Below are 24,398 nucleotides of genomic sequence, written 5' to 3' on the forward strand. Positions count from 1 at the left end.
TGATAGCTTTTCGGTTACTCAGACGCAAGGGCCGCCCGGCGCCATGATGCTCAGAAATCAAGTGCTCGTCTGGATTGGTCTTTTGATCGGGCTGGTCCTGGTCCTGTGGGTTTTCCGCGGCATCCTGCTGCCCTTCGTGGTGGGAACCGCCTTGGCCTATCTGCTCAACCCGCTGGTCAACCAATTGCAGAAATGGCGGTTCAGCCGCGTCTGGGCCACGGTGGTTGTGCTGCTCTGCATGATCGCCGTCGTCATCACGCTGTTCTCGATCTTTGTGCCATTGATCGGCCAGCAGATCATCGGCCTGATCCAGCGCCTGCCCACCTATGTCGGCGACCTTCAGGAACTGGCCACGCACTATTCCCCCGAAATCAACGCCTGGCTGGGGCCGGAACGGGCGGTGCAGGTGCAGGCCAGCATCAACGATCTGACCCGGAATGCCCTGGGCTTCATTGCCACCTTGCCCGCCGAGCTGGTCAATATCGGCCTGACCGGGGCGGCGGTCCTGGGCTTCACGGTGCTGGCGCCGGTCGTGGCCTTCTATCTGCTGCTCGATTGGGAGGGCATGGTCCGCGGCATCGATGGCTTATTGCCGACCGAGCACAAGACCGAGATCAAGGGCATTCTCCGCGACATCGACCGCTCCATGGCCGGCGTGATCCGGGGGCAGGGCGGCGTGCTGCTGATCGATGCCGCCTTCTACGCCACGGCGCTGAGTCTCATCGGGCTGAATTACGGCCTCGCGGTGGGCCTCATTGCCGGCCTGATGAGCTTCATTCCCTTTGCCGGCTTCACCCTGGGCCTGGGTCTCTCGGTGGGCATCGCCATCGTCCAGTTCGCGCCCAATTGGTGGATGGTCGCCGGCGTCGCCAGCATTTTCCTGTTCTGGCAATTCATCGAAGGCAATGTGCTCTATCCCAAACTCGTCGGCTCATCGATCAATATCAATCCGGTATGGATGATGTTCGCGCTGTTGGCCTTGGGCGCCGTTTTCGGCTTTGTCGGCCTGCTGCTCGCCGTGCCGATGGCGGCCATCGCCTCGGTTCTGGTGCGCTATGGCGTGCGCAAATACAAGGCAAGCTCGCTCTATCTCGGTCCGAACGACAGCAAGCCGGGTGATGATGCCGCTGCCTGAAAACGGACCGCGGCAATTGCCGCTCGATCTGGGCCATGAACCCTCGCTTGCCGAAGCCGATTTTCTGGTCGGCGAGGGCAATGCGCTGGCCCATGGCCGGATTCTGGCCTGGCCGCATTGGCCGGATGGCATGACGCTGCTGGTGGGGCCATCGGCATCCGGCAAATCGCATCTGGCGCGGATTTTCGTGGATCGCAGCCACGCCCTCGTGGCGACGCCGCAAACCATTTCAGCCATCGCCTCGGCCGGCGGCGGCCTGCCGCTGCTGATCGAGGACGTCGACCGGATGGGCTATGACGAACACGCCCTGTTCCACCTGCTCAATCAGGCCATGCGCGGCGAACGCAGCCTGTTATTGACGGCGCGGGAGGATATTGCACATTGGCCGCTGCGGACCGATGATGCCCGTTCCCGCGTACGGCGGGCGCCGATGTTCCGCATGGAGGTCAGCGACGACATCGAACTGTCACAGATGTTGGTGAAACTCTTCGCGGACCGACAGATCAAAGTCGATCCCAAGGTCGTCGGCTACGTGGTGCGCCGCATGGAGCGCAGCCCCGAGGAAGCCGCGGCCCTTGTCGATCTCATGGACCGGCTGGCCCTTGCCAAAGGGTCGGCCATTACCCGCAATGTGGCGGCGGAGGCTCTGGCGCACCGGCAGGACATGCACGGGGCCCTCCGGGAACAGGATTAGGACGCCGAGAAAATGGATGATGTGAGCGAGTTCGCTGAAGCCGGTTCCCCCGGTCCCGATGTCGAGGAGCTGCGCAAGAGCCCGGCGCGCTTCGTCAATCGCGAGGTGAGCTGGCTGCAATTCAACATGCGCGTGCTGGAGGAGGCGGGCAATGTCTCCCATCCGCTGCTCGAACGGCTGCGTTTCGTGTCGATCTCGGCCAATAATCTCGACGAATTCTACATGGTGCGGGTCGCCGGCATCAAAGGACAGATCCGCGCCGGATTGTCCAAGCAGAGCGCCGACGGGCTCACCCCCAGCGAGCAATTGGAAGAAATCGCCACCCTGGCGCAGCATCTGCAATTGGAGCAGCAGGACCATTGGACGGAATTGCGCGAGGAATTATTTGCGCAGAACGTCGTGATCCATGAGGCCGACGACCTCAATCCCGAGCAGATCGGCTATCTGCAAAAGCTGTTCCGTGAAGAAATATTCCCCGTTCTGACCCCCATCGCCGTCGATCCGGCGCATCCGTTCCCGTTCATTCCCAATCTTGGCCTGGCGCTGGCTTTCGAACTCAGGCGTCCCGATAGCGACCAGCCATTGACCGCGCTGGTAAGGATTCCGGGCAATCTCGACCGTTTCATCAGCCTGCCGGCCGGGCTGGTATCGGAGGGCCGCAGCGAGGTCGTGACCATCGATACGCTGGTCAAACTCTTTTTCCACAAGATGTTCCCCGGCCATGAAGTGGTCGGCTCGGGCGCCTTCCGCATCATTCGCGACAGCGAAATCGAGATCGACGACGAAGCGGCCGACCTGGTGGTGGAGTTCGAGACGGCTTTGCGCCAGCGCCGCCGCGGCCAGGTCATCCGGCTGGAAATCGAGCGCTCGATGCCGCGCGCGCTCAAGCGGCAGATTGGCGAGCAATTGGGCGTCAAGGCCGCCGACCTGTTCGAGGTGCAAGGCTTTCTGGGTCTCGCCGACGCGCGCAAGATTTGCGATATCGACCGTCCCGACCTCAAATTCACCCCTTACCTGGCGCGCTTCCCCGAGCGCATCCGCGATTATAACAGCGACAGCTTCGCCGCTATCCGCGCCAAGGACATTCTGGTCCACCACCCGTTCGAAAGTTTCGACGTGGTGGCGCAGTTCCTCATGCAGGCGGCGCGCGATCCCGAAGTGGTCGCCATCAAGCAGACGCTATATCGTACCTCCTCGGACAGCCCCATCGTCAAGGCGCTGATCATCGCCGCCGAGGCCGGCAAGTCGGTGACCTGCCTGGTCGAACTCAAGGCCCGCTTCGACGAAGAGGCCAATATCCGCTGGGCCCGCGACCTCGAACGGGCCGGGGCGCAGGTCGTCTTCGGCTTTATCGAGCTCAAGACCCACGCCAAGCTCAGCCAGGTGGTGCGGCGCGAAAAGGGCAAGCTGGTCAGCTATTGCCATATCGGCACCGGAAATTATCACCCGATCACCGCCAAGATTTATACCGACCTCAGCTATTTCACCATCGATCCGGCCATTACTCGGGACGTGGCCCGGGTCTTCAATTTCATCACCGGCTATGCCCGGCCCACGGAACTGGAGACGCTTGCCGTCTCGCCGGTCAATCTGCGGCAGACCCTGATCGACAATATCGCCCGCGAGATCGAGCTGGCGCGTGGCGGCCAGCCCGCCCATATCCTGCTAAAAATGAACGCTTTGGTGGACCCGCAGGTGATCGATGCGCTTTACGATGCCAGCCAGGCCGGCGTGAAAGTCGATCTGCTGGTGCGCGGCATTTGCTGCCTCCGGCCGGGCATTCCGGGCTTTTCGGACAATATCCGCGTCAAATCCATAGTCGGGCGCTTCCTCGAACATTCCCGCATCTATTGCTTCGGCAATGGCGAGATGATGCCGTCGCCGCGGGCCAAGGTCTATATTTCCTCCGCCGACCTGATGGGGCGCAATCTCGATGGCCGCGTCGAGGTCATGGTGCCGATTCTCAACAAGACCGTGCACAAACAGATTGTCGACCAGATCCTGGTCGCCTATCTGAAGGACAATGAGCAAAGCTGGGAAGTCTTGCCTGACGGAAGCTCTCACCGGGTACGGCTGGCGGAAGGCGACGAGCCTTTCAACGCCCATGACTATTTCATGACCAATCCCTCGCTGTCGGGTCGCGGCAGTGCCGGCATGGTGGAGACTGACGAGGCGTGAATTTGACTCAGTTCTGGGGCGTCGATGCCGATCCCACCGCGCAGGGCCGCATAAAGGGCGCCCGTCCGGTGGCTGTTCTCGACATCGGCTCCAACTCGGTGCGCCTGGTCGTCTATGAACGCCATGCCCGCGCCCTGACGCCGCTCTACAACGAAAAATCTGCCTGTGCCTTGGGCCGGGGCATCGCCACGACCGGCCGGCTGGCGGATGCCGGCATGGCCACCGCCCTCGATGCCATCAGGCGCTTCGCGCTGGTGGTACGCATGATGCGGGTCGGCAAGGTCTATGTCCTGGCCACATCGGCCGTGCGCGACGCCACCAATCGCGCCGAATTCGTCGCGGCGGTCGAGGCGGTGATAGAGCGGCCGGTGCGCGTGCTGAGCGGCCAGGAGGAAGCCCATTTCGGCGCCATGGGCGTGGTGGCCGGCATTCCCGACTTTGTCGGCATGGTCGGCGATCTGGGCGGCGGCAGCCTTGAACTGTCCGCCATTGCCAATGGCGCCGACGCCAATGGGCAGAGTTTCGAACTCGGGGTCATCCGCTTGCAGGACGATGCCGGCAGATCGCCCCTGAAAGCCGCCGGCCTGGTCCGCCAGCGCCTGGCCGGTTCGGCACTGGCCGATGTGACGCCCGGCGGCCGTTTCGCCGCCATTGGCGGAACCTGGCGCTCCCTGGCGCGGCTGCATCAGGCGCGCGCCAAATATGCGCTGCACATGGTGCAGGATTACGTGGTGCCCGCCGACCACATGCTGGCATTCTGCGATGCGATAGTCGCCGCCGACTCGCTCAAGACCTATCCCGATTCCGGCAGCGTCAGCAGTTCGCGCCGCGACCTGGTGCCGTTCGGCGCGGCCGTTCTCGCCGAGGTGCTGCGGGTCGGCCAATTCGGCAGCGTGGTTTTTTCTGCCCTCGGAGTACGCGAGGGATATCTCTATGCCATGCTCGATCCAGCCGAGCGCGCCATCGACCCGCTGATCCAGGGGGCGGAGGAATTATCGGTCCTGCGCTCGCGCTCTCCGGCCCATGGCAACGACCTGATCGAATTTACCGGACAATATCTGGACGCCGTCGGCATAGTGGAAACTCCGGCCGATCTGCGCCTGCGAACGGTGGTCTGCCTGCTCGCCGATATCGGTTGGCGCTCGCATCCCGATTATCGCGGCCCGCAAAGCGTCGATTCCGTCGCCTATGGCTCGCTGACCGGCGTGGATCATCCCGGACGCTCGTTCCTCGCCCAGACCGTGGCCATCCGCTACGATGGCCTCAAGAGCAAGGCGGCGAAAGCTCTGGCGCCGCTGGGCTCGCGGGAATTGACCGCCCGCGCCCGGCTGCTCGGCTCGCTGTTCCGGGTAGCCTATCCGATGACGGCGGCCATGCCGGGCATCTTGCCGCGTATCCGGTTCAGCATCGACGGCCCGACCCTGGTTCTGCACATTCCGTCCGACTTCGCATTCCTCAACGGCGACCACCTGCGCAACCGCCTGCGCCAATTCGCCGAGATCGCCGGTCACCCGGAATCGCGCGTCCAGGTCGGCTAAGACGCCCCTCCCAAGTCGTCAGCCTCGCGTCAAGCGCAAGGGGTGACGAGCGGTGATCTTGGATGCGCCCTCCCCGCCAGGAGAGGGCAGAACCCAAATCTACTCCGCCGCCTCGGCCTGGTTGACTTCGAACTCGATTATTCCCTTGCGCGTCGCGGCCAGGCCGAGGCGTCCATGCTTGATCGCCAGGGCCTTGTCGCCAAAAAGCTTGCGGCGCCAGCCCTTGAGCGCCGGCACATCCGCCTCGTCGTCGAGGACCAGCGCATCGATTTCATCCGAGGTCGCGATAATGCGGGCCGCCACACCATGCTGCTCCGCCACGGCCTTCAACAATACGCGGACAAGGTCGCCCACGGCCCCCTTGGGCGAGGGGCCCCGATAACGCTCGGGCAGCGCCGGCAGCGCCGATTTGGGCAGCGCCTCGACATCCTTGAGCAGTGCCATGATCTCGGCGGCGGCGCTGCTGCGGCCGAAACCGCGCGGCACGGCACGCAGCTTCTCGAAAGCCTCGGCGGTCAGCGGCCGCTGCGCCGCCAGTTCGGCGATCACATCGTCCTTGAGAACCCGGCTGCGGGGCTGGTCCGTCTCCTGCGCCCGCCGCTCGCGCCATTGCGCCAGCACTTTGAGCGCGGCCAGGTCGCGGGGCCGGTTGAGCTTCATCTTGAGCCGTTCCCAGGCCAGTTCGGGCCGGACGACATAGGTGTCGATGCTGCGCAAGGTCGCCAGTTCGTCCTCGACCCAGTCCCAGCGCCGGGTTGCCTCGACCTGCTGGCGCAATTCGCGATAGATGTCCCGCAGCCAGGTGACATCGGCCAGGGCATAGGAAAGCTGCTTGTCGGAGAGCGGGCGGGCCGACCAATCGGTGAAGCGCGAGGACTTGTCGAGTTCCACCTTGCAGATGGACCGCACCAGGCTGTCATAGGAGGCGCTGTCACCGAAGCCGCAGACGCTGGCGGCGATCTGCGTATCGAAAATGTTATGCGGCACGGCGCCGGTCAGTTTGACGAAAATCTCGATATCCTGCCGCGCGGCATGGAACACCTTGGTGACTTTCGGATCGGCCAGCAGCGCGAAGAATGGTGCCAGCTGGATATTGGGCGCCAAGGGATCGATCAGCACCGCCTCTTCATCCGTCGCCACCTGAATGAGGCAGAGCCGGGGCCAGTAGGTAGTCTCGCGCAGGAACTCGGTATCGACCGTAATGAATTCGAATTGGGCAGCCCGCTCGCAGAACGCGGCGAGCGAGTCTGTGGAAACAATCGGGTCCATACCGGTTACCGTCCTAAAAAAGTCAATATTCTTCCTAGCAGGTGTGGTCCGATTGCTCCACCGCCGATTTTCCTTGCGGTAAAGCGCCGAAAGCCGTTATGCCCCGCTGCTTGACATTGGCTTGTGGCCATGCGCTTTTCCCGCCCGAGATTCCGGCCTTTTTCTTTGCAATTCCGAGCTTCGCCATGACCATACATCGCTACCGCACCCACACCTGTGGCGCCCTGACGGCTGCCGATGCCGGCAATAATGTCCGCCTCAGCGGCTGGGTACATCGCGTCCGCGACCATGGCGGCCTGCTCTTCATCGACCTGCGCGACCATTATGGAATCACCCAATGCGTCATTGACCCGGATTCGGCCGCGTTTCCGCTGGCGGAAAAGGTCCGCTCCGAATGGGTGCTGCGCATCGACGGCGAGGTGAAGCTGCGCGATGCAGGGGCGGTGAACACCAATATTCCCACCGGCGCCATCGAGATCTTCATCCGCGAGATCGAAGTGCTCTCCGAGGCCAGGGAATTGCCGCTGCCGGTATTCGGCGATCAGGAATATCCCGAAGACGTGCGGCTGCGCTATCGCTTCCTCGATCTGCGCCGCGAAAAGCTGCATGCCAATATCCTCAAGCGCACCCGGATCATTTCAGCGATGCGCACCGGCATGGACGAGGCCGGGTTCACCGAGTTTTCTACCCCGATCCTCACCGCCTCCTCTCCTGAAGGGGCGCGCGACTTCCTGGTGCCGAGCCGCATTCACCCGGGGAAATTCTTCGCGCTGCCGCAGGCGCCGCAGCAATACAAGCAACTGCTGATGGTTGCCGGCTTCGACCGCTATTTCCAGGTCGCCCCCTGTTTCCGCGATGAGGACCCGCGCGCCGACCGCCTGCCGGGCGAGTTTTACCAGCTCGACCTGGAGATGAGCTTCGTCACCCAGGAAGATGTGTGGAACACCGTCGAGCCGGTCATGACCGAGGTGTTCGAGCAATTTGCCGATGGCAAGCGCGTCACCCGGGACTGGCCGCGCATTCCCTATGATGTGGCGGTGCGCAAATATGGCTCGGACAAGCCCGACTTGCGCAACCCGATCGAAATGCAGGACGTCACCGAGCATTTCCGCGGCTCCGGCTTCAAGGTCTTCGCCAGCCAGATCGAGGCCGATCCCAAGGTGGAGGTCTGGGCTATTCCGGCGCCGACCGGGGGCTCGCGCGCCTTCTGCGACCGCATGAACGCCTGGGCGCAGGGCGAAGGCCAGCCGGGCCTCGGCTATATCTTCTTCAAGGACGGGCAGGGCTCCGGCCCCATCGCCAAGAATATCGGCGAAGACCGCACCGAAGCCGTGCGCGCCCAGCTCGGGCTCGCCGATGGCGATGCGGTATTCTTCGTCTGCGGCCGCCCTGAAAAATTCTTCAAGTTCGCCGGCGAGGCCCGCAACAAGGCCGGCTTCGACCTCAACCTGGTCGATATCGAACAATTCGCCCTGTGCTGGATCGTCGATTTCCCGTTCTACGAATGGAGCGAGGAAGAAAAGCGCCTCGACTTCGCCCATAATCCCTTCTCCATGCCGCAAGGCGGTATCGATGGGCTGAATTCCGCCGATCCGTTATCGCTCAAGGCCTATCAATATGACGTGGTCTGCAATGGCTTTGAAATCGCTTCCGGTTCGATCCGTAATCAGGAGCCGGAAACCATGGTCAAGGCGTTCGAATTGACCGGCAAGTCGCGGGAAGAAGTCGAGGAGCAGTTCGGCGGCCTCTATCGGGCCTTCCAATACGGCGCGCCTCCGCATGGCGGCGCGGCCTTCGGCATCGACCGCATCGTCATGTTGCTGTGCGGCGTGCAGAACCTGCGCGAGATCACGGCTTTCCCGATGAACCAGCAGGCCGAGGACCTGTTGATGAGCGCGCCCAGCGCCGCCTCGCCCAAGCAATTGCGCGAGCTGGGCATCCGGCTCAATATCCAGAGCTGATCGTTCCGAAAAAGGGGCAGCCCCGCGCTGCCCCTTTTTGCTTATAGAGTTAGCGCCGATTAACCAGCGTTAATGCGCCGTTAAAGCCTTCATTGCTATCGCTTGAATGCACCTCGCTGGAGTGGATTCGTGGCGTGAAGTCGAATTTTTCCCATGTCCTGATGCTGATCGGCGCCATTCTGGCATTTTCGCCGATTGTCGCCGTGGACTATTTGCTGGACGCCTATGTCCGCTATCGGGAAAAAGCCATAACCCAGCAATATGTTGAAACGACAAGCTCACACATTAATACAAGTGTGATGGACGGCGTCGCCGCCCTGCGCAAGGTGATCGCCGGCAGCCCCTCCCTCTGTACGCCGACCTTCGTGACCAATGCCCAGACCGCCATCGAGGCCAGTCTGAACATCAAGCAATTCCTGGTCGAAAATCGTGATGGCGTACAATATTGCGACGCTCATGGCCGCATGGTGGTGCATTCACCTGTGTCGCAATCCCTGCCGGTTCCCGGCCTCACCGAGACCATCACGGTGGTGAAATTCGCCGACATGGTCATGCCGGCGCTCAAGATCAGCCAGACCTTCAGCGACACGCGGCAGGTCTCGGCATTCGTGCCGTTGCTGGGTCATTCGGAAGCGGCATTGTCCGCCACCTTGCAGGACGCCGCGATGATGCGCGTCACGCTGACCAATGGCCTGCCCATCGTCACCATCGGCGATTCCGCCGGCTTCGACCGGCGGGCGTCCAGCACCGAATATGTCAGCGCCCAGAGCTATGCCGGGCAATTTCCCATCAAGGTCGAACTGGCAGTGCCCTTCGCCATGGTGCGGGCCAAATATGCCGATCTCGATGCGGTCTTCACCATCCTCGCCTGCATTGCCAGCGCGGCGTTCCTGCTGTTCAGCCTGAATTATGTGCGGCGGTCCCGGGTGCCGGCCTTCGACCTGGAGCGGGCCATCGAGCGCCACGAGATCAAGCCCTATTACCAGCCCGTCATCAATTTGCGCACCGGCGAGCTGGTGGGCTGCGAAGTGCTGTGCCGCTGGGAGAAGCGCAATGGCCAGGTGATCATGCCCGGTGCCTTCATCGATTATGCCGAGGTGACGGGCCTCGCCATTCCCATGACCCTGTCGCTGATGCAGCAGGTGCGCAACGACCTCGGCGATCTCAGCCGGACCCTGCCGAACCTGAAGATTTCCATCAACCTGTTCGAAGGCCATTTCCGCGATTCCGGCATTGTCGAGGACGTCCAGGCCATTTTCGGGCAATCGCCGATCAGTTTCCGCCAATTGGTGTTCGAAATCACCGAGCGGCGGCCGCTGAACAACTCCATGGCCACCACCAGCGTCATTTCCGGCCTGCATGCGCTGGGCGCCAGATTGGCCATGGACGATGCCGGCACCGGCCATTCGAACCTGGCCTATCTGGCGACGCTGGGCGTCGACGTCATCAAGATCGACCGCATCTTCGTTGACATGATCAAGCCCGGCACCAGCCAGGTTCCGGTGCTTGACGGGCTCATCGCCATGGCCAAGGACCTGGATTGCGAGATCGTCGCCGAAGGCGTCGAGACCGAGGAGCAGGCGCTCTATCTGCGCGCTCGCGGTGTGCTGCACGCCCAGGGCTACATTTTCGCTCCCGCGCTCAGGATCGGCGCCTTCAAGGAACTGGCCCTGGCGCTGGGTCTGCCGGCCAAGTCCCGGATCGAAGCCGATGCTGCCGCCGCGACGGCGGCCTGACGCCGCAATTTTGCCGGCAACGGCAAGCAAGGGCTTCTCGCCCCTTTCCAATCCTGACGATTGATGGCACCAACGCGGCGGTTCCAGCCGGCGGGGAGGATTTTACGTGTCGACCGATAATAACGAACAACGCAATGCGCTGCGCGATGCCGCGCTGCATTTCCATGAATTTCCCAAGCCCGGCAAGCTGGAAATCCAGCCGCTGAAGCCGCTGGGGAACCAGCGCGACCTGGCGCTCGCCTATTCGCCCGGCGTGGCGGCGCCATGCGAGGAAATCGCCCGGGAGCCGGAAACGGTGGCACGCTACACTGCGCGACAGAACCTCGTCGCCGTCATATCCAATGGAACCGCCGTGCTCGGCCTCGGCAATATCGGCGCGCTGGCATCTAAGCCGGTGATGGAAGGCAAGGCGGTTCTGTTCAAGAAATTCGCCGGCATCGATGTGTTCGACCTGGAAATCGACGAGACCGACCCCCAAAAATTCATCGACGCGGTCTCGCCGCTCTGGCCCACTTTCGGCGGCATCAATCTCGAAGACATCCGCGCCCCCGATTGCTTCGAGATCGAGGAGGCGCTGCGCGAGCGCATGCCCATCCCGGTCTTTCATGACGACCAGCACGGCACCGCCATCATTGTCGGCGCTGCGGTGCTCAATGGCCTGGAACTGGCCGGCAAGAAGATCGAGGACGTCAAGATCTGCGGATCGGGGGCAGGGGCCGCGGCCATTGCCTGTCTCAACGTATTGGTGGCTTTGGGCGCCAGGCACGAAAATATCTGGGTGGCCGACAAGGATGGGCTGCTGACCCACAAGCGCAACGACGTCAACGACAAGTGGCGCGGACAATTCCGCCGCACCAGCGATGCGACCTCGCTGGCCGAGGTGATCGAGGGCGCCGATGTGTTTCTCGGGCTCTCCGCCGCCGGCGCGCTGAAGCCGGAAATGCTGGCCAGGATGGCGCCCAAGCCGCTGATCCTGGCGCTGGCCAATCCCAATCCGGAAATCCTGCCCGAATTGGCCAAAGAGGTCCGGCCCGACGCCATGGTGTGCACCGGCCGTTCCGATTATCCCAATCAGGTCAATAACGTCCTCTGCTTCCCCTTTATTTTCCGTGGGGCGCTGGACGTCCATGCCACCACGATCAACGAAGAAATGAAGCTGGCGGCGGTGCGCGCCATTGCCGGGCTGGCGCACGAGCCGGGGCTGGAAGTCTCGCCATCCGGCGCGCCGGCCGTTTATGGGGCGGACCACATCATTCCCAATCCCTTCGACCAGCGGCTCATGCTGCGTATCGCGCCCGCCGTGGCGCGGGCGGCGATGGAATCGGGAGTGGCCAAGAAGCCGATCGAGAACTGGGATGCCTATCTCGACAGCCTCAACCGTTTCGTCTTCCGCTCCGGCCTGGTGATGAAGCCGATCTTCGACCGCGCGCAGGGGCAGGGCAAGCGTATTGCCTTTGCCGATGGCGAAGACGAGCGCGTCCTGCGGGCGACCCAGGTACTGCTGGAGGAAGGGATCGCCCGCCCGATCCTGATCGGCCGCCCGGCCGTGCTCGAAGCCCGCATCGAGCGCTTCGGCCTGACCATCCGGCCGGGCGTGGATTTCGAGGTCATCAACCCCGAAGACGATCCGCGCTACCGCGATTATGTCAGCCTGTTCCACTCGCTGGTCGGCCGCAATGGCGTCACCCCGGATACCGCGCGCACCATCGTGCGCACCAATACCACGGTGATCGCCGCCCTGGCGGTGAAGCGCGGCGACGCCGATGCGCTGCTTTGCGGCTTGCAAGGGCGCTACATCAAGCATGTGCGCGATATCCGCTCGGTCATCGGCTTGCAGGACGGCGTCAACGATGTTTCGGCGCTCTCCATGCTGATCATGCAGCGCGGCGCCTTCTTCTTCACCGATACCTATGTGAACCCCAGTCCCAGCGCCGACGAGATCGTCGCCATCGCCCTACAGGCGCGCAGCCATCTCAAGCGCTTCAACATCGAAGCCCGCGCGGCGCTGCTCTCCTATTCCAATTTCGGCTCCCGCGACGGCGACAGCGCCTTCAAGATGCGTGAGGCCTATGCCAAATTGCGGGCCATTGCCCCGGACTTCATCGCCGAAGGAGAAATGCAGGGCGACCTGGCGCTCAACGAAGCCCTGCGCGAGCGCTATATTCCCGAAACCGCCCTGCACGGCGAAGCCAATCTGCTGATCTTCCCCGATCTGGACGCCGCCAATCTCTCCATGACCCTGCTCAAGGAGATGAACAATGCCCTGGCGGTCGGCCCGATCCTCATGGGTCCGCGGGCCCCCGCGCACATTCTGGCCCCATCGGTCACCAGCCGCGGCATCGTCAACATGGCGGCCATCGCCGCCACCGAAGCCGTGGGCCTCGATCCCTGAGCCGTTTTGCCCGGTCTGAGCTGGTCAAGCGCGGGGGTAACGAGTGGCGAGTGCCCACAGTCCATTTCACCCATCGCCGCCTCTTTCTCGGTGTCACGCCCGCGAATGCGGGGGTCTCCGTTTTATAAACAGAGGTTCCCGCTGCCGCAGGAATGACATCGTGGTCAAGCGAGGCAGGGCTATCGTCCATGGTTTCGATGGCGCCGCTTCCCCCGTTCGTCACACTCGCGCTCGACGCGAGGGCTCTCGCGGCAGAACCACCGATCACAGAACCCTCGCGTCGAGCGCGAGGGTGACGAGCGGTGATTGCTCACCGTCCATTTCACCCATCGCCACATTATTCCCGATGTTACCCCCGCGAATGCGGGGGTCTCCGTTTTATAAACCGAGGTTCCCGCTGCCGCGGGAATGACATCGTGGTCAAACGAGGGATGGCGCCTTTCCCCCGTTCGTCACCCTCGCGCTCGACGCGAGGGCTCTTGCGGCAGAACCAACGATCACAGAACCCTCGCGTCAAGCGCGAGGGTGACGAGTAATGATAGCCACCTCACCCCCGGAGCGCTTTCCTCAACCTCACATTAATCCTCATCCGCCATGATCGGCTGATCCGAAATTGGTCCGCCTATGTCCACCCGTCTCAAACGCCCACCATTCTGGCGACCGCTCGCTCTGACGGCGACGCTGCTCGCCTTTCAGTTCTATCTGGGCTATTCGGCGATTTCCGGCCAGTTCGGCATCGAGAGTCGCAAGGAAATCCAGGCCGACATTGAAATCCTCAAGGATCGCAGTTCGGCATTGCAGGCGGAAATCGAGGCGTTCAAGCACCGGGTTTCCTTGATGAATCCGCGCCATCTCGATCCCGATCTGGTCACCGAACGCGCCCGCGCCCTGCTGAACATGGCGCATGCCGATGACGTGCTGATCATGATCAACCCAGAGAATGGTAAACCTATTTCTGGTCAATTCGTAGAATTAATCGATGATCAGTTAATTTCGATTATAGAAGCGGATTCAACGCTCTAATAAGGTTTTAAGATCAAGTTCCGGGCAATTTTATTGTTTCGGACCTTGCGATATAGTGCGCGTCGTGGCCACATCGGCCCGGCGGCAAATTCCCCGACCCAAGCGGAGTGTAGAATGGCGCGCAAGGCGACGGCCACCAAGGCCAAGACGCAGCCCAACGTCCCCCAGTTCACCAACGAGCAGGATCTCGAAGCTTTCCGCGAAATGCTGCTGATCCGGCGGTTCGAGGAGAAGGCCGGCCAGATGTACGGCATGGGCCTGATCGGCGGTTTCTGCCACCTCTATATCGGCCAGGAAGCCGTGGTCACCGGCATCACCATGGCCAGCGAGAAGGGCAAGGATGCCCAGATCACCGGCTATCGCGACCACGGCCATATGCTGGTCATGGGTCTCGACCCCAAGGGCGTCATGGCCGAACTGACCGGCCGCCAGGGCGGGCTGTCGAAAGGCAAGGGCGGCTCGATGCACATGTTCAGCAACGAGCATAAATTCTACGGCGGCAACGGGATTGTCGGCGCGCAGGTGCCGATCGGCGCCGGGCTGGCCTTCGCTGCCAAATATAAGGGCGACGGTTCGGTATCACTGGCCTATTTCGGCGATGGCGCCGCCAATCAGGGCCAGGTCTACGAAACCTTCAACATGGCCAAGCTGTGGAAGCTGCCCGTCGTTTTCATCATCGAAAACAACAAATACGCCATGGGCACCTCGATCGAGCGCGCCGCGGCGACCACCGATTTTTCCAAACGCGGCGCCTCGTTCGACATTCCGGGCGAACAGGTGGATGGCATGGATGTGCGCATGGTCCACGATGCCGCCCGGCGCGCCATCGAATATGCCCGTTCCGGCAATGGCCCCTACATTCTCGAAATGCTGACCTATCGTTATCGCGGTCACTCCATGTCCGATCCGGCCAAGTATCGCACCAAGGACGAGGTCACCAAGTTCCGCCAGGAGCGCGATCCCATCGAGCAGGTTCGCGCCCGGCTGCTGGAAGCCGGCGCCGCCACCGAGGAAGACCTCAAGAAGATCGAGACCGAGATTCGCGCCATCGTCACCGAGGCGGCGGATTTCGCCACCAGCGATCCCGAGCCCGATCCGTCCGAGCTCTGGACCGACATCACTATCGAAGCATGAGTTTCGGCGTCCGCCGGATCATTCGAACATATTGAGTTTCGCCGTGTGGCCGAAAATGCCCGGCGCCGTATTGCTGGAGAGCCGATAAATGCCTCAAATTCTCATGCCCGCTTTGTCTCCCACCATGGAAGAAGGCAAGCTGGCCACATGGCTGGTAAAGGTCGGCGATGTCGTGAAGTCCGGCGACGTGCTGGCCGAAATCGAAACCGACAAGGCGACCATGGAAGTCGAAGCGGTCGATGAAGGCGTGGTCAGCGAAATCCTCGTGGCCGAGGGCACCGAGGGCGTGAAGGTCAACGCTCCCATCGCCGTGATCCTGGCCGAAGGCGAAAGCGCCGGCAGCGCCGCCGCCCCGGTGGCCGAAACCGCGCCCGAGCCGGCCGAGGCCCCGGTGGTCGCCGCCGAGAAGGGCACCGAGAGCGCCGCCGCTTCCGCCGTGCCCGCCGCGCCGAAATTCGAGCCTCAGGCCGATCCGGACCTGCCGGAGGGCGTCGAAATGGTGGAGATGACGGTGCGTCAGGCCCTCAATGAGGCCATGGCCGAGGAACTGCGTCGCGACGAGAACATCTTCATCATGGGTGAGGAAGTCGCCGAATATCAGGGGGCCTACAAGGTCACCCAGGGCCTGTTGCAGGAATTCGGCCCCGAGCGCGTGGTAGATACGCCGATCACCGAACACGGCTTTGCCGGTCTCGCCGTCGGCGCGGCCTTTGGCGGGCTGAAGCCGATCGTCGAATTCATGACCTGGAACTTCGCCATGCAGGCGATCGACCAGATTATCAACTCCGCCGCCAAGCAGCTCTACATGTCCGGCGGCCAGGTCGCCGCGCCGATGGTGTTCCGCGGCCCCAACGGCGCCGCGGCCCGCGTCGCCGCCCAGCACAGCCAGGATTACTCGGCCTGGTACAGCCATATTCCCGGCCTGACGGTGATTGCGCCCTATAGCGCCGCCGATGCCAAGGGCTTGCTCAAGGCCGCCATCCGCTCGCCCAACCCGGTGATCTTCCTCGAAAACGAAATCCTCTACGGCTCGACCGGGCTGGTGCCCAAGGTCGACGATTTCGTGCTGCCCATCGGAAAGGCGCGCATCGCCCGCCAGGGCGCGGATGTCACCGTGGTCTCTTTCTCCATGGGCATGCGCTACGCTTCCCAGGCCACCGAGAAACTGGTCGCCGCCGGCGTCGATGTCGAACTGATCGACCTGCGCACCCTGCGCCCGCTGGACAGCGATACCGTCATCGAATCGGTGAAGAAGACCGGCCGTCTGGTGACCGTGGAGGAAGGCTGGCCGCAGGGCGGCATCGGCGCCGAACTGGCCGCCCGCGTCATGGAACAGGCTTTCGATTATCTCGATGCGCCGGTGCTGCGGGTCACCGGCAAGGACGTTCCCATGCCCTATGCCGCCAATCTCGAAAAGCTGGCGCTGCCCAACGTTGATGAAGTGATCGCGGCGGTCAATGCCGTCACCTATCGCTCGTAAGGAGACCCGGGATGCCAATCGATATCACCATGCCGGCGCTCTCCCCCACGATGGAAGAGGGCAAGCTCGCCAAATGGCACGTCAAGGAAGGCGACAACGTTTCCTCCGGTGACGTCATCGCCGAGATCGAAACCGACAAGGCCACGATGGAAGTCGAGGCCGTGGACGAGGGCAAGATCGGCAAAATCCTCGTCGCCGAAGGCACCGACAATGTGAAGGTCAACGCCGTCATCGCCGTGCTCTTGCAGGAAGGCGAAGATGCCAGCGCCATCGGGGCAGGGGCTCCGGCGCAAACACCGCAGGCCGAAACATCGCGCGCCGAAGCCGACAAGGCCGAAACCAGTCCGGTCGTGACTGAAGCCGCCAAGGCCGATTCAGGTCCCGCCCGGCCGGCCGGCGCACCGGCAAAATCCGAAAACGGCCGCGTCTTCGCCTCGCCGCTGGCCAGGCGCCTCGCCCGGGAAGCCGCCATCGATATCGCCGCTGTCACCGGCTCCGGCCCCAAGGGCCGCGTCGTCAAGGCCGATGTGGAAGCCGCCAGATCCGGCAAGACCCCGCTCAAGGCTGCCGCTTCGATCGCGGCCGCCGCCAATGGCGCGATGCCGGCAGGCATGAGCAAGGCCCAGGTCCTGGCGCTTTACGAGGAAGGCTCCTACGAGCTGGTGCCCAATGACGGCATGCGCAAGGTCGTGGCCGCGCGCCTCACCGAATCCAAGCAGACGGTGCCGCACTTCTACCTGACGCTTGATTGCAAGATCGACGCCCTGATGGCGGCGCGCGAGCAGATCAACGCCTCCGCTCCCAAGGGCAAGGACGGCAAGCCGGACTTCAAGCTCTCGGTCAACGATTTCATCATGAAGGCCTGGGCCATCGCCTTGCAGCGCGTCCCGGCCGCCAATGCGACCTGGGCCGGCGATTCGATCCTCTATCACCAGCGCTCCGACGTCGCCGTCGCCGTGGCCGTGCCCGGCGGCCTGTTCACCCCGGTGGTGAAGTCCTGCGACACCAAGAGCCTGCGTCAGATTTCGGACGAGGTGAAGGATCTCGCCACCCGCGCCCGCAACAAGAAGCTGGCGCCGCATGAATATCAGGGCGGCGCGTCCTCGGTGTCCAATCTGGGCATGTTCGGCATCAAGCACTTCGCCGCCGTGATCAATCCGCCCCATGGCACCATTCTGGCCGTCGGCGTCGGCGAGGAGCGCGTCTATCCTGAAAACGGCCAGATCAAGATCGGCCAATTCATGACGGTGACGCTGTCCTGCGACCATCGCTCGGTCGATGGCGCGCTCGGCGCCGAAGTGCTGGGTGTGTTCAAGGACCTCATTGAAAATCCGGTCATGATGCTGGCCTAGGGGCAGGGCGATGAAAACCATTCTCGCCTATGGCGACAGCCTGACCTATGGCGCCGATCCCGGCGACGGCCCGCGCCATGCCTATGAAGACCGCTGGCCGACCAGGCTCGAAATGGGCCTGGGCAGCCAGGCCCGGGTGATCGCCGAAGGTCTCGGCGGTCGCGCCACGGCATATGACGACTGGACCGCCGCCGCCGACCGCAACGGCGCGCGCATCCTGCCGACCCTGCTCGACAGCCACAAGCCGCTCGACCTCGTTATCCTGTTTCTCGGCACCAACGATCTGAAGCCCTTCGTCGCCGGCTCCGCCGCCTATGCGGCGCGCGGCGCCCGGCGGCTGATCGAAATGACGCGCGGCCATTTTGCCGGCACCGCCGAGCCGGCGCCGCAGATCATCCTGGTCTCGCCGCCGCATGTGGTCGAAACCACCAACGAGAACATGCTGTCCAATTTCGGCGGTCTTGACCATTTGCTGCGCGAGTCTCACGATTTTGCCCGCCATTATCGCCGCCACGCCGAGGAAACCGGTGTCGCCTTCTTCGACGCCGCCACGGTGGCAAAGGCCGATCCGCGCGACGGCGTGCATCTCGATGCGGCCAATACTCGCGCTATCGGCGAGGGCCTGGTGCCGCTCGTCAAACAGATTCTGGGTCTCTGACCCGATAATTCTCCGGAGGCCCTCATGGCTGACCAATACGATCTTCTCGTCATCGGCGCCGGCCCCGGCGGTTACGTCGCCGCCATTCGCGCCGCGCAACTGGGCATGAAGGTGGCCATTGTCGAGCGCGAGCACATGGCCGGCATCTGCTCCAATTGGGGCTGCATTCCCACCAAGGCGCTGCTGCGTTCGGCGGAAATTTACGGCCATATCGGCCATGCCAAGGATTATGGCCTGACCGCCGAGAAATTCGGCTTCGATCTCGACGGCATCGTCAAGCGTTCGCGCGCCATCGCGGCGCAGATGAACAATGGCGTGCAATTCCTGATGAAGAAGAACAAGGTCGACATCATCTGGGGCGAAGCGACCATCACCAAGCCCGGCGAAATCAAGGTCGCGGCCTCCAAAAAGCCGATCGTGCAGCCACAGGGGCCGGTGCCCAAAAATGCCCTTGGCGACGGCACCTACAAGGCGAAAAACATCATCATCGCCACCGGCGCCCGCCCGCGCGTCCTCCCGGGCATCGAGCCCGATGGCGACAAGATCTGGACCTATTTCGAGGCCCTCAAGCCGACCGCCATGCCCAAATCGCTGGTGGTGATGGGCTCGGGCGCCATCGGCATCGAGTTCGCCTCCTTCTATCGCTCGCTGGGCGCCGACGTGACGGTGATCGAGCTGCTGCCGCAGATTCTGCCGGTGGAAGATGCCGAGATTTCCGCTCTCGCCCGCAAGCGTCTGGAAAAGCGCGGCATCAAATTCCTCACCGAAGCCAAGGTCGCCAAGGTGGAAAAGACCAAGGACGGCATTATCGCTCATGTCGAGACCAAGGACGGCAAGAGCCAGCAGGTCGCTGGCGACAAGCTGATCTCGGCGGTCGGCGTCCAGTGCAATATCGAAGGACTGGGCCTCGAAACGGTCGGCGTGAAAACCGAGCGCGGCGCCATCGCCATCGACGCCTATGGCAAGACCAATGTGGATACTATCTGGGCCATCGGCGACGTCGCCGGCCCGCCCATGCTGGCGCACAAGGCCGAGCACGAGGCGGTCATCGCCGTCGAGAAGATCGCCGGCCTCAAAGTGCATGGCCTCGACAAGGCGAAGGTGCCCGGCTGCACCTATTGCGAGCCGCAGGTCGCCTCTGTCGGCCTGACCGAGGCCAGGGCCAAGGAAGCCGGCCGCGAGATCAAGGTCGGCCGGTTCCCCTTTGTCGGCAATGGCAAGGCCATTGCCCTGGGCGAGCCCGATGGCCTGGTAAAGACCATTTTCGACGCTAAGACCGGGGAACTTCTTGGCGCTCACATGATTGGTGCCGAAGTCACCGAACTGATCCAGGGTTTCGTCGTCGCCATGAACCTCGAAACCACCGAGGAAGAACTGATCCACACCATTTTCCCGCATCCGACCCTTTCCGAGACGATGAAGGAAAGCGTGCTCGACGCTTATGGGCGCGCGCTGAACATCTAGGCTCCGCCCACGGCGTCATCCCCGCGAAAGCGGGGGCCTCCGTTTTCCGAACAGGGTTTCCCGCTTTCGCGGGAATGACGCGGCGGGGAGCTACTAGGACCGAAAGGACTTATCCACATGGTCAAGGCAATCCAGATCGGTCTGGGACATTGGGGCTTTAGCTGGTCCGAGGAGGTTATCCCCAAAGTTCCCACTATTGAGATGGCGGGCTATGTGGATACCAGTCCCGAGGCGACCGGCAGGGTGCAGCAAGAGCTGGATATCGACCCCAAGCTCTGTTTCACCAGCCTTGAGGAGGCGGCGCACCGCACCGGAGCGGTGCTGGCGCTCTGTACCCTGCGCACCGAAGCCCATTACCCGGTGGTCAAGCGCTGCCTGGAACTGGGTTATAATGTGCTGGTGGAAAAGCCCTTCACCACCACCATCGCCCAGGGCAAGGAATTGGTGGCGCTCGCCAAGGCTCAGGGCAAGGTGCTGATGGTCAGCCAGAACTACCGGCATCAGCCGGCGCCGATTGCCGTCGCCGACTTGATCGCCGCGGGCAAGTTCGGGGCGATCAACATGGTCTCGCTCGATTTCCGCCGTCACGGCCCCAGCCAGGGCTATCGCTATTGGGACATGCCCGATCCGCTATTGGCCGATATGTCGATCCATCACTTCGACCTGATGCGCTTCGTTCTCGGTGACGAGCCCGTGCGCCTGTCATGCCGGACCTGGAATCCGCCGGATAGCCCGTACCGCTACGATCCGAGCGGCGTTGCCACGATCGAATTCGCCAAGGGCACGATCGTTTCCTATCGCGCCAGCTGGATGAATTCCGGGCCGGTGACGCCCTGGGCGGGGGAGTGGGTCATGGACGGGGCCGAAGGCCAGATCGCCTGGTCTTCCCGCGACCATTTCCGCGGCAAGGCCGGGCCGGACGTTCTGACGCTGCAAGCCCTCGATGGCAAGCCGAAGCCGGTGAAACTCGATGCCATCGCCTTTCCCGACCGCACCGGCACGCTGGCCTCGATCGCCAGCGTTCTCGAAAGCGGCGTGGTGCCGCGCGGCTTCAGCTCGGGCGAAGACAATCTCGGCTCCTTGGCCCTGGTGCAGGCGGCGACCCTCTCGGCATCGCGCGGCGGCGATTGGGTCGACATCGCCGAAGTCATGAATTGAGCCCCTTTTCGTCCAACAGCACTAAGGTCGGGTTGAACCGGCCGCTCAAGGGAGCAATATAACGGGCATCCGCCCAGTCAGGACAGACATGGTCACGCTCATCGATATTGCGGCCCGTCCGCGTCACCCCGAAAAAGCCAATCGGCCCGACAGCATCGTGCTGCGCAAGCCCGACTGGATTCGCGTCAAGGCGCCGGGTTCGCCGGTCTACAAGGAAACCCAGAAGATCGTGCGCGAGAACAATCTCGTCACCGTCTGCGAGGAAGCCGGCTGCCCCAATATCGGGGAATGCTGGAGCAAGAAGCATGCGACCATGATGATCATGGGCGAAATCTGCACCCGCGCCTGCGCCTTCTGCAATGTCCGCACCGGCATGCCCGGGCCGCTCGACCCGAATGAGCCGGAAAACGTCGCCAATGCCGTCGAAAAGCTCGGCCTCGAACATGTCGTTATCACCTCGGTCGACCGTGACGATCTCGCCGATGGCGGCGCCCAGCACTTTGCCGATGTCATTCAGGCCATCCGCGCCCGCAATCCCAGGACCACGATTGAAATCCTGACGCCGGACTTCCTGCGCAAGGATGGAGCGCTGGAAATCGTGGTCGCGGCCAAGCCCGATGTCTTCAACCACAATCTCGAAACCGTGCCCTCGAAATATCTCAAGGTTCGCCCGGGCGCGCGCTATTTCCATTCCATCCGGCTGTTGCAGCGGGTCAAGGAACTCGATGCCACCATCTTCACCAAATCCGGCATCATGGTCGGCCTGGGCGAGGAGCGGAACGAGGTTCTGCAATTGATGGACGATCTGCGCTCCGCCGATGTGGATTTCCTCACCATCGGCCAATATCTGCAGCCGACCAAGAAGCACTATCCCCTCCAGCGCTTCGTGACGCCGGAAGAATTCAAGTCTTTTGCCACCGTGGCCAATGCCAAGGGCTTCCTCCTGGTGTCGTCCAGCCCGCTCACCCGCTCCTCGCACCACGCCGGCGAGGATTTTGCCCGGCTCCGGGCCAACCGCATGGCAAGGCTCGGCCACTGAATGAAGCGTTTCTACGAACGCCACGTGCCGCACCTGCCGGAGCGGATGTTCGGCATCGTGGCCGATCTTGCCGATTATCCCCGCTTCATTCCCAATTGCACCGCCATGGCGGTGCGGCCCGATCCGGCCGGCAATGACGAGGTCCGGCTGGCGAAGATGACGATTTCGTTTGGCCCGATCACCCAGTCCTATACCAGCCGCGTGACGCTCGACCGGCAAAAGCGGACCATCCGCGCCAAGGCCGTCGACGGTCTTTTCGCCTATCTCGACAGCGTTTGGAGCTTTGAGCCTGAAGGGCAGGGGACGCGGGTGCGGTTCGAGATCGACTTCAAGATAGCCAATCCGCTGATCGCCGCCGTGGCCGAACCGGCTTTCGCCGCCAAGCAGGAAGAAATCATCCGCGCCTTTTCCGACGAGGCGGACCGCCGGTTCGGGGCTTAGCCCGGCCGCTATTGCGGCGGATCGCTGGTCAGCACCTGCAAGACCAGGTCCAGCGCGGCGCTGACCGTCGCCTTGCGGACGCCCTCCCGGCCCAGATCGCCGAACCGGTGCTCGATGACCACGGTGGCCAGTTCCGAGGACACCGCCACATAGACCAGCCCCACCGGCTTTTTCTCGCTGCCGCCATCGGGCCCGGCAATGCCGGTGACCGCCACCGCGAAATCCACATTGGCCGTATTGCGGGCGCCGTCCGCCATGGCGCGGGCGACCTGGTTGCTCACCGCGCCATAATCGCGGATCAGCCGCGATTGCACATGGATCATCCGCGACTTGGCGGCATTGGCATAGGTGACGTAGCCGCCATAAAGCGCCGCCGACGCGCCGGGAATATCGGTGAGCGCCGCGGCGACCAGTCCGCCGGTACAGCTCTCCGCCGTGGCGATGGTCTGCTGGCGCTCGGTGAGGATATCGATGATCTGCTTGCCGATATCGGGCTTTGCCTTGGCTGCCATCAATCGACCCTCGGCACTTCCACGCTTGCACTTGCCATGGCCACGATCCCTTCCTCCCGCCCGACGAAGCCGAGCTTTTCATTGGTTGTCGCCTTGACCCCCACCCGGCGCGCCGAAATTCCCAATGTTTCGGCGATCACCGCGCACATGGCGGGGGCGTGAGCTGCGATCCTCGGCGCTTCCGCGACGATTGTCACGTCGCAATTGACGATGCGCCCGCCGCGCGCCGCCACCAATTCGCCGGCATGCTTGAGAAAGAGCGTCGAGGCGGCGTCTTTCCACTGCATGTCGCTGGGCGGGAAATGCACGCCGATATCGCCTTCCCCGATAGCGCCGAGAATGGCGTCGGTCAGTGCATGCAGCGCCACATCGGCATCCGAATGGCCCTGGAGCCTGGAATGATGCGGGATTCTGACCCCGCCCAGCCATACCGCGTCGCCCGGTGCGAGCTGGTGCACGTCGTAGCCAATGCCGGTGCGGGTTTCCATGAGCCTGTCTCCCTGAAGCATGCGTTCGGCGCGGACGAAATCCTCGGCATGGGTAATCTTGAAATTGCCGGCCTGGCCCGGGACCATGGCGACACGCAGCCCGGCCCATTCGGCGATCTCGGCATCGTCGGTGAAATTGCGGGGCTGATTGGCCGCCCGCAGATGCGCCGACAGGATTTGCGCGAAGCGGAAGCCCTGCGGCGTCTGGGCGGCAAAAAGCTGGCTGCGGTCCTCGGTGCGCGCCACCTGCCGGCCATCGGCGGACCGCTTGATCGTGTCGACGACCGGCGAGACGGGCAGGGCGCCGTCATTGCCCTCCAGCCCCGCGATCACCCCACCGATCACCCCGGGATCGACAAAGGGCCGCGCGGCGTCGTGGATCAGCACAATATCCGGGCGCAGCGGCGCCAACGCCTGCAGGCCGGCCAGCACCGAAGCCTGTCGCGTCGCGCCCCCTTCGACCGCCGGCAGAAGCCGCGCGTCCTCAAGCCTCAGCGCGGCATATTGGGCCCTATGATCGGAATGGATCACCGTCACGATCTTCGTGATTTCCGGCACCGCGAGAAAGGCATTGACGGTGCGCGCCAGCACCGGCACGCCCCGCAATGCCTGATATTGCTTGGGCGCCGCCGCGCCATGGGCCTGTGCCCTCTCGCCCTTGCCGGCGGCGACGATGATGACGGCAATGGATTTTGAACGTTGGGACATAGGGGCACTTCGACACGTAACCGTCACTGTCACTCGGT

The 24,398-nt window shown here is 63.1% G+C and carries 19 protein-coding genes; 16 read left to right on the top strand and 3 right to left on the bottom strand.

What is annotated here, in order from left to right:
* The first annotated feature begins 43 nt into the window (after positions 1–43).
* The 4 genes from O9Z70_RS07355 to O9Z70_RS07370 are packed head-to-tail and all read left to right on the top strand — an operon-like array spanning position 44 to position 5,545.
* The gene (locus tag O9Z70_RS07355; protein ID WP_286021813.1) at positions 44–1,135 is read left to right on the top strand and encodes an AI-2E family transporter; all 1,092 of its coding nucleotides are present in this window, start codon (positions 44–46) and stop codon (positions 1,133–1,135) included.
* Complete coding sequence (locus O9Z70_RS07360; RefSeq protein ID WP_286021814.1) at positions 1,119–1,829, top strand: P-loop NTPase family protein; 711 nt, start codon at positions 1,119–1,121, stop codon at positions 1,827–1,829. The genes O9Z70_RS07355 and O9Z70_RS07360 overlap by 17 nt, the downstream gene beginning before the upstream one ends.
* A 12-nt stretch (positions 1,830–1,841) precedes the next feature.
* Positions 1,842–4,007 carry an RNA degradosome polyphosphate kinase gene (locus tag O9Z70_RS07365; protein ID WP_286021815.1) on the top strand — a complete coding sequence of 722 codons (2,166 nt, stop codon included), beginning with the start codon at positions 1,842–1,844 and terminating at the stop codon, positions 4,005–4,007.
* A complete protein-coding gene (locus O9Z70_RS07370; RefSeq protein WP_286021816.1) occupies positions 4,004–5,545 on the top strand; it encodes a Ppx/GppA phosphatase family protein in 1,542 nt (513 codons plus the stop codon). The genes O9Z70_RS07365 and O9Z70_RS07370 overlap by 4 nt, the downstream gene beginning before the upstream one ends.
* Before the next feature lie 99 nt (positions 5,546–5,644).
* Here the strand turns inward: O9Z70_RS07370 and rnd are convergent, their stop codons facing one another.
* On the bottom strand, positions 5,645–6,814 hold the full coding sequence (rnd, locus tag O9Z70_RS07375; protein WP_286021817.1) for a ribonuclease D: 1,170 nt from the start codon (positions 6,812–6,814) through the stop codon (positions 5,645–5,647).
* Between the two features lie 185 nt (positions 6,815–6,999).
* Here rnd and aspS point away from each other — a divergent pair, with 185 nt between their 5' ends.
* The 12 genes from aspS to O9Z70_RS07435 all read left to right on the top strand — a co-directional run bounded on the left by aspS (position 7,000) and on the right by O9Z70_RS07435 (position 22,652).
* Positions 7,000–8,775, top strand: coding sequence for an aspartate--tRNA ligase (aspS, locus tag O9Z70_RS07380; protein WP_286021818.1), 1,776 nt, complete (start codon positions 7,000–7,002; stop codon positions 8,773–8,775).
* Between the two features lie 134 nt (positions 8,776–8,909).
* Positions 8,910–10,511 (top strand): EAL domain-containing protein, encoded by a 1,602-nt coding sequence (locus tag O9Z70_RS07385; protein WP_286021819.1) that lies wholly within the window; start codon positions 8,910–8,912, stop codon positions 10,509–10,511.
* 106 nt (positions 10,512–10,617) lie between these two features.
* Complete coding sequence (locus tag O9Z70_RS07390) at positions 10,618–12,903, top strand: NADP-dependent malic enzyme (protein WP_286021820.1); 2,286 nt, start codon at positions 10,618–10,620, stop codon at positions 12,901–12,903.
* A gap of 624 nt (positions 12,904–13,527) precedes the next feature.
* On the top strand, positions 13,528–13,926 hold the full coding sequence (locus O9Z70_RS07395; RefSeq protein WP_286021821.1) for an FtsB family cell division protein: 399 nt from the start codon (positions 13,528–13,530) through the stop codon (positions 13,924–13,926).
* 114 nt (positions 13,927–14,040) lie between these two features.
* Complete coding sequence (gene pdhA, locus O9Z70_RS07400; protein ID WP_286021822.1) at positions 14,041–15,060, top strand: pyruvate dehydrogenase (acetyl-transferring) E1 component subunit alpha; 1,020 nt, start codon at positions 14,041–14,043, stop codon at positions 15,058–15,060.
* Between the two features lie 88 nt (positions 15,061–15,148).
* Positions 15,149–16,540, top strand: coding sequence for a pyruvate dehydrogenase complex E1 component subunit beta (locus O9Z70_RS07405; RefSeq protein WP_286021823.1), 1,392 nt, complete (start codon positions 15,149–15,151; stop codon positions 16,538–16,540).
* Positions 16,541–16,551: 11 nt separating this feature from the next.
* Positions 16,552–17,892 carry a pyruvate dehydrogenase complex dihydrolipoamide acetyltransferase gene (locus O9Z70_RS07410; RefSeq protein ID WP_286021824.1) on the top strand — a complete coding sequence of 447 codons (1,341 nt, stop codon included), beginning with the start codon at positions 16,552–16,554 and terminating at the stop codon, positions 17,890–17,892.
* Between the two features lie 10 nt (positions 17,893–17,902).
* A complete protein-coding gene (locus O9Z70_RS07415) occupies positions 17,903–18,550 on the top strand; it encodes an SGNH/GDSL hydrolase family protein (protein ID WP_286021825.1) in 648 nt (215 codons plus the stop codon).
* A gap of 24 nt (positions 18,551–18,574) precedes the next feature.
* Positions 18,575–20,014, top strand: a complete 1,440-nt coding sequence (lpdA, locus tag O9Z70_RS07420; RefSeq protein WP_286021826.1) for a dihydrolipoyl dehydrogenase — start codon at positions 18,575–18,577, stop codon at positions 20,012–20,014.
* A 117-nt stretch (positions 20,015–20,131) separates the two neighbouring features.
* Complete coding sequence (locus O9Z70_RS07425) at positions 20,132–21,172, top strand: Gfo/Idh/MocA family protein (protein WP_286021827.1); 1,041 nt, start codon at positions 20,132–20,134, stop codon at positions 21,170–21,172.
* An 88-nt stretch (positions 21,173–21,260) separates the two neighbouring features.
* Positions 21,261–22,211, top strand: a complete 951-nt coding sequence (gene lipA / locus O9Z70_RS07430) for a lipoyl synthase (protein WP_286021828.1) — start codon at positions 21,261–21,263, stop codon at positions 22,209–22,211.
* Positions 22,212–22,652: a type II toxin-antitoxin system RatA family toxin gene (locus tag O9Z70_RS07435; protein WP_286021829.1), complete on the top strand. Its 441-nt coding sequence runs from the start codon at positions 22,212–22,214 to the stop codon at positions 22,650–22,652. It abuts the gene before it with no gap.
* An 8-nt stretch (positions 22,653–22,660) separates the two neighbouring features.
* Here the strand turns inward: O9Z70_RS07435 and O9Z70_RS07440 are convergent, their stop codons facing one another.
* Entirely contained in the window at positions 22,661–23,164 is a 504-nt protein-coding gene (locus O9Z70_RS07440) for a CinA family protein (protein ID WP_286021830.1), read from the bottom strand.
* A complete protein-coding gene (locus O9Z70_RS07445; RefSeq protein WP_286021831.1) occupies positions 23,164–24,360 on the bottom strand; it encodes a bifunctional 2-C-methyl-D-erythritol 4-phosphate cytidylyltransferase/2-C-methyl-D-erythritol 2,4-cyclodiphosphate synthase in 1,197 nt (398 codons plus the stop codon). The genes O9Z70_RS07440 and O9Z70_RS07445 overlap by 1 nt, the downstream gene beginning before the upstream one ends.
* Positions 24,361–24,398: the final 38 nt, after the last annotated feature.

The sequence above is a fragment of the Devosia sp. YIM 151766 genome, assembly GCF_030285925.1.
GTDB lineage: Bacteria > Pseudomonadota > Alphaproteobacteria > Rhizobiales > Devosiaceae > Devosia.